Raw genomic sequence first — 13,137 nt, 5'->3', positions numbered from 1 at the left:
AACTCGGTTGTGGAAGGCGCATCATGCCCGTGCGGTCTCGTCAGCTCCTCGTCTCACTGCTCGCCCTCGTGACCGGCCTGGCGCTCGCCCTGGGGCTCACCGCCCCGGTGGCGGCCGCCGTGCCGGACCCCACCCCCGACCGGACGGCGTCCAGCACCGCTGACGACACCGCTGACGACACCTCGGGCGACCGGGCGGAGAAGCAGGCCGGAGCCGCTGGCAAGTCCGGCAAGACCGCCAGGACGGACGAGCCTGCGGACGACGGGACGGCCGCGACCTCCGCCGCGGCGGCCGACGACCCGCCGGACCTCTCGAAGTTCCAGAAGGTCGTCCTGGGCCAGGGCACCGGTCTCGGCGAGGTCATGGAGCTCACCGTCGCGCCGGACGGGCGGGTCTTCTTCATCACCCGCGCGGGCGACATCTCGATGTACGACCCGGCCGACGGCAGCATCGAGATCATCATGAACAACCCCAGCCTCGGGGTCTGGAGCGGCCTGGAGGACGGCGGGCTCGGCATCACGCTCGACCCCGACTTCACCACCAACGGCTGGGTCTACGTCTACTACGCGCCGCTGCCGGCGTCGTACAACGCCAACCGGCTCGCGCGCCTCACCGTCGAGACCGACACCGACGGCGACGCGTTCATCGACAAGGACTCGGAGAAGGTCATCCTCGAGGTCGGCACGCAGCGCAACGTGTGCTGCCACTCCGCCGGCTCGGTCCAGTTCGGCGACGGTGGCGTGCTGCACCTCGCGACCGGTGACAACACCTCGTCCTCCGACAACGACGGCTACTCCCCGCACGACGAGCGGACCGGCCGATCGGACTACGACGCCCAGAAGTCGTCGGCCAACACCAACGACCTGCGCGGCAAGATCCTGCGCGTCATCCCGCGCGACGACGACGCCGGCGACGTCGACCCGACGGCCGGCGACGGCATCTCCTACGACATCCCCGAGGGCAACCTGTTCGGCGAGGGCGGCGCCTACCCGACCGCGCTCTACCCCGACGCGGACCCCGCCAAGACGCGCCCCGAGATCTTCGCGATGGGCCTGCGCAACCCCTACCGCCTCGGCGTCGACGCCGACACCGACGTCGTCTACTGGGGCGAGGTCGGTCCCGACTCGCGCGTCAACAGCCCCAACCGCGGCCCGCGCCACTTCGAGGAGTTCAACCGGACCGACGTCGCGATGAACGGCGGCTGGCCCTACTGCGGCGGCGAGGTCGGCGACGACCTCACCAAGATGGACTTCGGCGGCGCCTACGTCGACTGGGACTTCGTGGCCAACCGCTACCGCACCAACCCCGACGGCAGCCCCAAGCGGTTCCCGTGCAACGACCCCGAGGAGATGGCCGGGGTCAACGACTCCCCTAACAGCACCGGGCTGCAGACGCTGCCCCCGATGACCGACGCCTGGATCCCCTACTCCGACGTCGCGCCCTACAAGTACCCCGCCGTCCAGGGCTCGACCCCGACAGGCGGCCAGGTCTACCGGCAGTCGCAGAACACCGCGGCGAAGGACACCGCCTTCCCGGCCTACTTCGAGGGCTCCTACTTCATGTCGGAGATGAGCCGCGGCTGGATCAAGGAGGTCCGCACCGACGCCGAGGGCAACATCACCTCGGTCAACGACTTCATGAGCGGGTTCGTGGCGCCCGGTGACCTCGAGTTCGGACCCGACGGTTCGATGTACGTCCTCGAGTACGGCACCGGGTTCTTCTCCGGCTCCCCGCAGACCAAGCTCGTCCGCATCGACTACGCCGTCAACGGCTCCGCGCCCGTGGCCCGGGCCAGCGCCGACGTGACCGAGGGGCCGGCGCCGCTCGACGTCCAGTTCAGCAGCGACGGCACGAGCGACCCCGACGGTGACGACGTCACCTATGCCTGGGACCTCGACGGCGACGGCGAGACCGACTCGACCGACCCGGACCCGACCTGGTCCTACGACACCGCGGGCGACTACACCGTGGTGCTCACCGTCACCGACGCGACCGGGAAGACCGCGACGTCGCAGGTCGTCGTCAACGTCGGCAACACCGCGCCCACGGTCCGGATCGAGCTCCCGGTCGACGGCGGGTTCTACTCCTCCGGCGACGACATCCCGTTCGTCGTCGACGTGCAGGACGCCGAGGAGACGGTCGACTGCAGCGAGGTCGTGGTCCAGGAGGGCCTCGGCCACGACATCCACGTCCACCCCAACCTGTCGGTCAACGGCTGCGAGGGCACCATCCGCACCGCTGCGTCGGCCGACCACGGTCCGGACGCCAACACCTACGGCGTGCTGATCGCCACCTACCGCGACGGAGGCGCCAACGACGGCGCCAACGCGCCCCTGCAGGGCAGCGACACCGTCATCCTCCAGCCCAAGCTGCGCCAGGCCGAGCACGCCACCAACCGCCAGGGCGTCGGCTACACCGGCTACGACGACAAGTCGGGCACGCGCCCGGGCGGCGGCGGGCTGATCACGGGCATGGGCAACGGCGACTGGGTGATGTTCGACCCCATGAGCCTGGCCAACATGACCGACGTGTCGATCCGCTACTCCGGCGGACCCCAGTCCGGCGCCGCCATCCAGGTGCGCGCGGGAGCAGCCGACGGGCCGCTCGTCGCGACCGTGCCCCTCGACGGCGGGACGCAGGGCCAGTACTTCTACAAGACGGTCAGCGCCGCCATCACCGCGCGTGACGCCGACGCCGGCGGCCGTCCGCTCTACTTCGTCTACGCCGGCAGCGGCGAGATGAACTTCGACGAGTTCTCCGTCGAGGGCAAGGGCGTGGCCGGCAACACCTCGCCGGTCATCACCTCGGCGACCGCGGCCCCGGCCGACGGGCTCGCGCCGCTCGAGGTCGAGTTCACCGCCGAGGCCAGCGACCCCGACGGGGACGCCATCACCTACGAGTGGGACTTCGGCATCGAGGGCACCAGCGACGACACCGCCAGCACGGCGACGGCCACGTGGACCTACCCCGAGCCCGGCACCTACACCGCCACGCTCAGCGTGGAGGACTCCACCGGCAAGTCGACCAGCCAGGCCGTCGACGTGACGGTCCGGCAGCCCTGCGCGACCGCGCCGACCCCCGACGAGGGCTACGAGCTGCTCTTCGACGGCACCGACGTCTCGGGCTGGAAGCAGTCCGGCCCCGGCGGCTTCACGGTCGAGAACTGTGAGCTCACCAGCGTCGGCGGCCTCGGCCTCTTCTGGTTCTCCGAGCGCACGTTCGACGACTACACGGTCAAGCTGCAGTTCAAGCTGTCCGACGACGCGGACAACTCCGGCGTCTTCACCCGCTTCCCCGACCCGGGCAACGACCCCTTCGTCGCCGTCGACGAGGGCCACGAGATCCAGATCAAGGAGGGGCAGCCCAACGACGAGCCGCAGAAGACCGGATCGGTCTACAACTTCGACCGCGAGGACGCGCGCAACGCCAAGCCCGTCGGCGAGTGGAACGACTACGAGATCACGGTCAAGGGCCAGACCTACACGATGACGCTCAACGGCCAGGTGGTGAACGAGTACACCTCCGACGGCACGCGTGGCACCGACGGCTACATCGGCCTGCAGAACCACGGCAACGCCGACACCGTCAGCTTCCGCAACATCCAGGTCAAGGAGCTCGAGGTCGACGAGCCGTTCGTCAACGAGCTGACGGCCGACCCGGTCCGCGGCGGCGCACCCCTCACGGTGGACTTCACCGCCGAGGGCATCGACCGGCAGGACGACGCGATCACCTACGACTGGGACTTCGGCGACGGGTCCGACCCCGTCACCGGCGCCGCTGGCACGGTCTCGCACACCTACACCGAGGGCGGCACCTTCAGGGCGAAGGTGACCCCCGTCGACGCCGACGGCAACCGCGGCGTGACGCGGACGACCGAGGAGATCACCGTCCTCGTCGACCCGGTCGCCACCGCGACCGCGGCCCCGCGCTGCGGCGTGCTGCCGCTCGACGTCGACTTCGAAGCCTCCGCCACCGACCCGCAGGACCAGGCCGTGACCTGGGCATGGGACTTCGGGGTCGACGGGACCGACACCGACACCTCCACCGCGAAGTCGCCGTCCTACACCTACACCGAGGCCGGCGAGTACACCGCGACCGTCGTCGCCACCGACCCCGACGGCAACACCGGCACCAGCTCGGTGCGCATCGAGGTCCTCGCCGACGGCGAGTGCCGGCCCGTGGCCGACCTGTCGGAGCTGTTCAACAACGACGGCATCTCCACCGACGCCAACCCCGGCGACGGCAACTTCGACGGCGGCGGCTGGACCTTCGCCGCCGAGCTCCTCCCGCCGGCCGTGCAGGACAACGGCGGCCCGGTGCGGCTCAACGGCGTGGACTACGACTTCGGCAGCCCGGCCGACGGCCAGCTCAACAACGTCGAGTCCGACGGCCAGGTCATCCCGCTGCCGACCGGCACCTACGACGAGCTGAGCATCCTGGCGACCGCGCACAACGGCGACGTCCAGAAGGAGGCGACGCTCGCCTACAACGACGGCACGACGGCGCAGGTCCCGCTGCGGTTCACCGATTGGGCCGTGACGCCGAAGTTCGGCGAGGAGATCGCCATCGACATGCCCTACCGCCACAACGGCGGGGGCGACACCTCACCCCGGGTCATGATCTTCACCCAGCGGATCCCGCTGGAGGCCGGCAAGCAGCCCGACACCCTGACGCTCCCGGTCGACCCCAAGCTCCACGTCTTCGGGATCTCCGGGGTCCGGGGCGAGGAGCCCGCACCGCCGTGCGAGCAGCCCGAGCGCTCCGACGAGTTCGACGACACCGAGCTGCTCGACAACTGCCACTGGACGGTGCGCCGCCCCGACGAGACGGCGTACGACGTCTCCGACGGCGCGCTGCACCTGACAGCGCGGCCCGGTGAGTACAACGACACCGCCAACATCATCACCCAGGACGCTCCCGACGGTGCCTGGACGGCGACGACCAAGCTCATCTGGGACCCCGCCGAGGCGGGCCAGCAGGCCGGGCTCGTGGTCGCCGGCAGCGGCGGCTCCGGCTTCGCCAAGCTGACCTACGTCGACAAGGGCAACGACAACGAGTGGATCGAGTTCCTCAAGTCGTCGAGCCCGAGCAACAACGACTTCGAGTTCACCGGCGACTGGAACACCGGTGGCGGCAGCTTCAACGGGCCGTTCCTGCCCGGCGACTTCCCCACCACGTTCTGGCTGCGCTTCACCTCGGACGGCACCCAGCTGCGCGGGTGGTACTCCACCGACGGCGACGAGTTCACCGAGGTGGGTGACCCGCGCACGCTGGCCGGGATCACCAACCCGCGCGTCGGCGTGATGGCGCTCAAGGGCGGTGCCGGGGGCAACCCGGTCGCCGACTTCGACTTCTTCCGCTGGTCGGGAGTCGAGCAGGGCGAGGCGCCGAGCGTGACCGCAGCGGCCGAGCCCACCTCGGGCACGGCGCCGCTCGAGGTCGCCTTCACCGCCGAGGGCACCGACCCCGAGGGCGGCGACCTCAGCTACGCGTGGGACTTCGGCGTCGACGGGACGCAGGACGACACCGCCGACACCGCCGAGGCGAGCTGGACCTACACCGAGCCGGGCACCTACACGGCGACCGTGACGGTCACCGACCCCGAGGGCCAGACCGGTGAGGACACCGTCGAGGTCGTCGTCGACGAGCCCGCCGAGGGACGTACGTGGGTCGTGGACGCCGTCGACTCGGCCACCGACAACCAGTGGGTGTCGGAGGACAACGGCACGTCGACCGTCACCATCGAGGTCGGCGACACCGTGGAGTGGCAGTTCGACCAGGCCACGATGGGCCACGACCTGACCTCACTCGACAGCGGCGACACCTGGGACCCCGAGCTCCGGGAGTACCGCGACGCGGGCGGAGCACCGGTGCGCTACACCTTCACCGAGCCCGGCACCTACGAGTACTGGTGCAGCATCCACGGCGCCACCATGCGAGGCACCGTGGTCGTCGAGGAGCCGGCGCAGGACAACCAGCCGCCCACCGCCGACCCGCTCGTCGACCCGCGTGAGGGCGCAGCACCGCTCTACGTCCACTTCGAGGCCCGCGCCGACGACCCCGACGGTGACGACCTCACCTACCTGTGGGACTTCGGCCAGGGCGACGGTCCGTCCGACCAGTCGACGTCGTCGCACGCCCACGTGACCTACACCGACCCCGGGACCTACACCGCCACCCTGACCGTCGACGACGGCAACGGGGGGACGTACGAGGACGAGTTCGAGATCGTCGTCACCGGGGTCGACCCGCGGGTCACGGCCACGGCGACGCCGACCAGCGGCCGGGCACCCCTGCTGGTCTCGTTCGAGGGGACCGCCGAGGACGACCAGGGCGACGTGGTCAGCTACGAGTGGGACTTCGGTGACGGGACCACCCCGGCCACGGGCCCCAAGCCCATGGCCCAGCACACCTACACCGAGCCGGGCACCTACCGGGCCGTGCTGACCGCGACGGACGAGGAGGGCAACACCGGCAGTGCCACGGTGCAGATCGACGTGGAGGCCCTGCCGGAGATCGAGGCGACGGCCACGCCGGACAGCGGTGACGCGCCCCTGGAGGTCGACTTCTCCACGGTCGTCACCACCGCAGGCGACGTCAGCGCCTTCGCCGACGGCACCACCACCTACCCGGACCTGACCGGGACGGCGTCGATGGTCCGCTCACGCGACACGACCGTGACCACGCTCGATGTCACCGGGCTCAAGCCCGGGGCTCAGCACATGGTCCACGTCCACGAGCAGGCCTGCGCCGACGGCAACGGTGGAGCGCACTTCCGCTTCGACACCGACCAGCCGTTCGCCGAGGCCAACGAGATCTGGCTGCCCTTCACCAGCGACGAGGAGGGCGCGAGCGGCGAGGTGGTCGTGACGAGCGAGCAGCGCGCCGGCTCCAAGGCCATGGCCATCGTGATCCACGACCCGGACAACCCGGCCAAGCGGATCGGCTGCGTCGACCTCGACCCGAGCACCGACGGGCTCACCTACGCCTGGGACTTCGGTGACGGCGAGCAGGCCGAGGGCGTCGACCCCACGCACACCTACACCGAGCCCGGCACCTACGAGGCCACGGTGACGGTGGGCAGCCAGGACGGCACCGACGAGGTCACCGACACCGTCGCGGTCGTCGTCACCGGCGACGACCCCGGGCCGACCGACCCGGTCGCCTCCGAGGTCACCGCGACGGCGACACCGTCGGAGGTCACGGTGGGCGACACCAGCCAGGTGTCGGTGAAGGTCGCGGCCGAGGGAACCACGCCCACCGGGCAGGTCACCCTCACCGGCGGCGGGAAGTCCTACGGCCCCACCGCGCTCGAGGGTGGCACCGCCACCTTCACCGTGGGTCCGTTCGCTGAGCCCGGTGCGGTGACGTTCACCGCGGCCTACGCCGGCAGCGACGACGTCGCGGCGGGCGAGGGCACGGTGACGGTCACCGTCAAGGCGAAGCCGGCCCCGGGCGACACCACTCCCCCGCAGACGACGATCACCGACGGTCCCAAGGGTCAGGGCCGCGGCCCGGCTGCGACCTTCACCTTCGTCTCCTCCGAGCCCGGCAGCAGGTTCGAGTGCAGCCTGGACGGCGGGGCGTGGGCACCGTGCACCTCCCCAGCGACCTTCAACAAGCTCAGGCAGGGCGAGCACGAGCTCCGGGTGCGGGCCATCGACGCGGCGGGCAACACGGACGCCACCCCGGCAGTCCGCACGTGGACGGTCGACCGCGGCAAGCCGAAGGCGAAGGTCCTGACCGGGAGCGAGCCGACCCGGGACCGCACGCCGACCGTCCGGGCCCGGATCAGCGACCGCCACGACCGCCTCCGCGCAGGTGACGTGACGATCCGCATCGGGGGCAAGAAGGCCGCGGCGGTGCGCGTCAACCGCAAGGGCGTCATGGTCGCGACGGCGAAGCAGCTCGCACCGGGTCGTCACCGTGTGGTGCTGGTGGTCCGCGACGCGGCGGGCAACAAGCGCACCGTCCGCTGGTGGCTCATCGTGCGCCGCTGACCCGCACGCACCCTGCTCCCGCACCCGCCGGCGATCCCGGCGGGTGCGGGCGCGTGACCCGGTACGGACACAATGCCTCCATGGCGAGCCCCGACACCGCTGACGTCCTCCCTGCTGGCGCCCGGGTGGCCCTGCTGGTCCCCGGCTCCGCGTCGTACGTCGACCTGGTCCTCGCGCTCCTCACCGACGGCGTCTTCCCGGTCCCGCTGGACCCGGCGCTCACGCAGGCCGAGCTCGGCCGCATCCTCGAGCCGATCGCCCCCGACCTCGTGGTCACCTCGGACGCCCAGGTGCAGCAGCTGCTCACCGGTCGGGCGGACCGGTCCCGCTCGCTGCCGCTCGGCCGGCCGATCCACTGCACGAGCGGCACGACCGGCACTCCAAAGGGCGTGTGGTCCGGCCTGCTGACCCGCGCCGAGGCGGAGGCGCTGGTCGCCGAGGAGCGCGACCTGTGGGGTTTCGACGCCGACGACGTCAACCTGGTGCTGAGCCCGCTCCACCACTCCGCGCCCCTGCGGTTCGCGACCGGCACCCTCCTCGCCGGCGGCCGGATCGTGGTGCCCGGGAAGTTCGACCCGGCGGCGGTGACCGCGGCGATCGAGCGCGAGCGTCCGACCACGATGTTCTGCGTGCCGACCCACCTGCAGCGCCTCTTCGCCCACTGGGACGCCGTCGGGGCGCCGGACCTGTCGTCGTTCCGCCTGGTTGCCCACGCGGGCGCACCGTGTCCCCCGCAGGTGAAGCGGGAGCTGGTCGACCGGTTCCCGGACGGCTCGACGTGGGAGTTCTACGGCTCGACCGAGGGCCAGTTCACGGCCTGCCGGTCCGAGGAGTGGCTGCGACGTCCCGGGACGGTGGGCCGGGCCCGACCCGGCCGCACGCTCACCGTCGACGACGACGGCCGGATCTGGTGCGCCGTCCCGCCGCACGCCCGGTTCACCTACCTCGGCGCCCCCGAGCAGACCGCCGCCGCGTGGCGAGACACCCCGGACGGGCCGGCGTTCACCGTCGGCGACGTCGGGCGGATCGACCCCGACGGCTACCTGCACCTCGAGGGCCGCCGCACCGACCTGATCATCACCGGCGGTGTCAACGTCTACCCGCTCGAGGTCGAGAACGCCCTCCGGGAGGTCGCCGGCGTCCGCGACGTCGCCGTCTTCGGCCTGCCCGATCCCCAGTGGGGGCAGCGGGTGTGCGCGGCCGTCGTCGGCGACGTCTCGAGCGACGAGCTCGACGCGCACGCCCGTCTCGTCCTGGCGCCCGCCAAGCGACCCAAGGCCTACGTCGCCGTCACCGGCCTGCCGATGACCGCCACCGGCAAGGTGCGGCGCGACGCGCTGCAGGACCTGGTCTGAGACTCAGGCGGCCCAGACCGGGCCGACCTGGTCGACGAGGTCACGTGCCTGGCGCAGCCCGGTCTCGGCCGCGACGGCGCGCTTGGTGTGGTCGAGCAGGTTGCGGCCGAAGGCCGCCAGCGCCTCCGCGTCGGGCGTCACCACCGACCAGGCGCGCGGACCGACGCGCTCGAGCTGGGCCCGGATCGACACCTTCTTGCTCAGCGACCGCGGGAGCGGCGCCAGGACGACCACCCGCTCGGCACCTGCCGCGACGTCGACGTTGGCCGTGGACCGCATGCCGCCGTCCATGTAGGCACGTCCGTCGATCTCCACGGGCGGCCACACCGTCGGCACGGCACAGCTCGCCGCGACCGCCGCGACCATGTCCACGCCGGAGTCCCGTCCGAAGACCGTGAACTCGCCGGTCGTGGTCTCCACGGCGGTGATGCGCAGGTCGCGGTCGGGCCAGTCGTGGGCCGGGAGCCGCGAGCGGATGACACCCTCGCGGTCGACGCTGCCGGGCGCGTGGGACGCGTGCGCGACCCGCCCGACGCGGGCGAGCTTGTCGCGCCCGCTCCCGGGCAGCACGTAGGGCGGGACGAGCTTGAGCGCTGCGATGCGCGAGAGCCGACCGCCGAGCTCGGCGTCGGCCGGCTCGAGCTGGGCGGCGTAGAGCTCCTCCAGGGGCAGTCCGTTGGTCACCTGCGCGCCCACGACCGATCCGGCCGAGGTGCCGACGACGATGTCGGCGCCGGTGAGGTCGACGCCGGCGCGGGCGAGCCCGGTGAGGACCCCGAGCTCCCACGCGATCCCGGTGATGCCCCCGCCGCCGAGGACCAGTGCCGACGTGCCGCGTCCTGTCATGTCGCCAGTTCTAGCGGATCGACCCTGACCGTGGCACGCCCCCGCGCACGACGACGGCCCGCCGGGTCTCCCCGGCGGGCCGTCGTGGTGCTACGTGGGTGCTACGTGGCGATCAGCGGATCAGTTGGAGCCGCCGGTCAGCTTCTCGCGGAGCGCCTGGAGCGCCTCGTCGGAGGCGAGCGAGCCGCCGGTGTCGCCACCGGTCTCGCCACCCTCGGCGACGTCGCCGCCCGAGGAGTACGAGGTGGCCTCGCCGGCCTCGGCCTCGGCCACCTTGGCCTCGGCCTGCTGCTTGACGTGCTGCTCCCAGCGGGCGTGCGCCTTGGCGTACTGGTCCTCCCAGATCGCGCGCTGCTCGTCGAAGCCCTCGAGCCACTCGCCCGTCTCGGGGTCGAAGCCCTCGGGGTAGACGTAGTTGCCCTGCTCGTCGTAGGTCGCGGTCATGCCGTAGAGCGTCGGGTCGAACTCCTCCACGTCGGCGGCCGCAGCGGTCTCGTTGGCCTGCTTGAGCGACAGCGAGATCCGGCGACGCTCGAGGTCGATGTCGATGATCTTGACCATGACGTCGTCGTTGACCTGGACGACCTGCTCGGGGATCTCGACGTGACGCTCGGCGAGCTCGGAGATGTGCACCAGGCCCTCGATGCCCTCCTCGACGCGGACGAACGAGCCGAAGGGCACCAGCTTGGTGACCTTGCCCGGCACGATCTGGCCGATCTGGTGGGTGCGGGCGAAGTGCTGCCACGGGTCCTCCTGCGTCGCCTTCAGCGACAGGGAGACACGCTCGCGGTCCATGTCGACGTCGAGGACCTCGACGGTGACCTCGTCGCCCACGGCGACGACCTCGGACGGGTGGTCGATGTGCTTCCACGACAGCTCGGAGACGTGGACGAGGCCGTCGACGCCGCCGAGGTCCACGAACGCACCGAAGTTGACGATCGAGGAGACGACGCCCTTGCGGATCTGGCCCTTCTGGAGCTGGGTCAGGAAGCCGTGGCGAACCTCGGACTGGGTCTGCTCGAGCCAGGCGCGGCGCGACAGGACCACGTTGTTGCGGTTCTTGTCGAGCTCGATGATCTTCGCCTCGAGCGTCTGGCCGACGTAGGGCTGCAGGTCGCGCACACGACGCATCTCCACCAGCGAGGCGGGGAGGAAGCCACGGAGGCCGATGTCGAGGATGAGGCCACCCTTGACGACCTCGATGACGGTGCCCTCGACGACGCCGTCCTCCTCCTTGACCTGCTCGATGGTGCCCCAGGCACGCTCGTACTGAGCACGCTTCTTGGACAGGATCAGGCGGCCTTCCTTGTCCTCCTTCTGGAGGACCAGGGCCTCGACCTTGTCGCCCACGGAAACGACCTCGTTGGGGTCGACGTCGTGCTTGATCGACAGCTCGCGCGAGGGGATGACGCCCTCGGTCTTGTAGCCGATGTCGAGGAGGACCTCGTCACGGTCCACCTTGACGATGGTGCCGTCGACGATGTCACCGTCGTTGAAGTACTTGATGGTCGCGTCGATTGCCGCGAGGAAGTCCTCTTCGGACCCGATGTCGTTGACAGCCACCTGAGGGGCGTCGTAGTCCGGAAGAGTGGAGAGCGTGCTCGTCATATGGAAGGGATTTCCTTGGATGGATGGAGTCGTGCGGACGCGTGCAGCTGTCCGTTTCACTGGCCCCCGACGGTGACTGATCACGCGCGGCGACGCGGCGAGCCCGGGTTCGCTCGGTATGGAAGCCGGGCAGACGACTGGCGCAACTCCCAAGACTACGCGCGCGCGACGGCCCGCGTCCAACCGGCGGGGCACGCTCGGTCCACGCTCAGACCCACGCTCAGACCCACGCTCAGGAGCAAGCTCCGGACCACGCGCGAACCGGGCTCCCGACGCGATCAGGACGCGGCGGGCCGGGCGTGCAGGTCACCGGTCTCCGCGACGGCTCGCAGGAGCGCGGCGGCGCGATCGGCGACGGGGTTGTCGCCCGCCCTGGCGGCGAGGTCGACCAGCGCCCACAGGTCAGCCGCCCGCGCCCCGTCGAGCAGCGCGTCGACGGCTCCGCCGTGTCGTGCCGTCCAGGCGCCGAGGACCCCGGCCACGTAGGACGGGTCCCGCTCGAACCGCACCAGGTTGCCGAGGTCGGTCCACGGGTGCCCGGCATGGGCGAACTCCCAGTCGAGCACGCCCGTCACCTCGAGGGTGTCCGGGTCGACGAGGAGGTTCTTGGGGTTGAGGTCGCTGTGCACGAGGCAGGTCCGCTGCGCCGCGTCGAGCAGGTCCTGGGCGCGACGGGCGACCTCGGCCAGCGCCGTACGCCGGGCCTCGGGCCAGCGCCCGAGCCGCTGGGCGACCCACTCGTCGAGGCCGCCGTCGGGGAAGTGGCCCAGCGTCAGCTCGGCGTCGACGAACGGTCCGGGCCGCAGCATCGGCATCCCGGCGAGCGTGGCGGCGACGGCGCCCGTGCTGCTCCCCAGTCGCCGGAGACCGTCCTCGTCGCGGGCGTCCGAGAGCCGCGCGACGACCAGGTCGCCCCGCTCCCCCGGCATCCAGGACGTCACGAGCAGCCCGGGGTGCCCCGCGCCGGCCTCCGCGCGCCGCACCTCGAGCACCTCGGGGACGGGCAGCAGGCCACGCACCAGCCGCAGCACCGCCTGGTCGACCTCGGGAGCCGCCTCACCCCGCGGGTCATCGGGCGGGTAGAGCCGTACGACGGCCCGCTCGCCGGCGACCTCCGCGACGAACGTGCGTCCCGAGTGCCCGCCGGCCAGCGGTCGCATCGTCGTACCGAGCTCGCTCACCCACGCATGGTGGCACGGGGACCTGCTACCCGGCGCGGCCGGTCGCGCTGGGTTCCCCGGGGGCGGTGTTACCAAATTGTGGGTACCTCGTTGTGACCACTGACATGACATCACCGTCGTGTGGGTCTGGCGGGGATCGGCACGACT

5 protein-coding genes are annotated in these 13,137 nt (G+C 71.4%); 2 read left to right on the top strand and 3 right to left on the bottom strand.

Features of this window, described 5'->3' with window-relative positions:
- Positions 1-23: 23 nt before the first annotated feature.
- Both NCI01_RS17340 and NCI01_RS17335 read left to right on the top strand, forming a co-directional pair.
- Positions 24-8,000, top strand: a complete 7,977-nt coding sequence (locus NCI01_RS17340) for a PKD domain-containing protein (protein ID WP_254182743.1) — start codon at positions 24-26, stop codon at positions 7,998-8,000.
- A gap of 80 nt (positions 8,001-8,080) precedes the next feature.
- Positions 8,081-9,355: a class I adenylate-forming enzyme family protein gene (locus tag NCI01_RS17335; protein ID WP_254182742.1), complete on the top strand. Its 1,275-nt coding sequence runs from the start codon at positions 8,081-8,083 to the stop codon at positions 9,353-9,355.
- Between the two features lie 3 nt (positions 9,356-9,358).
- Here NCI01_RS17335 and NCI01_RS17330 read toward each other — a convergent pair whose 3' ends face one another.
- The 3 genes from NCI01_RS17330 to NCI01_RS17320 form a co-directional block, all read right to left on the bottom strand.
- The gene (locus tag NCI01_RS17330) at positions 9,359-10,201 is read right to left on the bottom strand and encodes a patatin-like phospholipase family protein (RefSeq protein ID WP_254182741.1); all 843 of its coding nucleotides are present in this window, start codon (positions 10,199-10,201) and stop codon (positions 9,359-9,361) included.
- Positions 10,202-10,321: 120 nt separating this feature from the next.
- Complete coding sequence (gene rpsA, locus NCI01_RS17325; protein ID WP_254182740.1) at positions 10,322-11,809, bottom strand: 30S ribosomal protein S1; 1,488 nt, start codon at positions 11,807-11,809, stop codon at positions 10,322-10,324.
- 278 nt (positions 11,810-12,087) lie between these two features.
- Entirely contained in the window at positions 12,088-12,990 is a 903-nt protein-coding gene (locus NCI01_RS17320; protein ID WP_254182739.1) for a phosphotransferase family protein, read from the bottom strand.
- Between the last annotated feature and the right edge of the window lie 147 nt (positions 12,991-13,137).

The sequence above is a fragment of the Nocardioides pinisoli genome (assembly GCF_024199985.1).
Classification (GTDB): Bacteria; Actinomycetota; Actinomycetes; order Propionibacteriales; family Nocardioidaceae; genus Nocardioides; species Nocardioides pinisoli.
The sequence above is the reverse complement of the archived record's forward strand: the minus strand, read 5'-3'. Positions and strand labels throughout refer to the sequence as shown.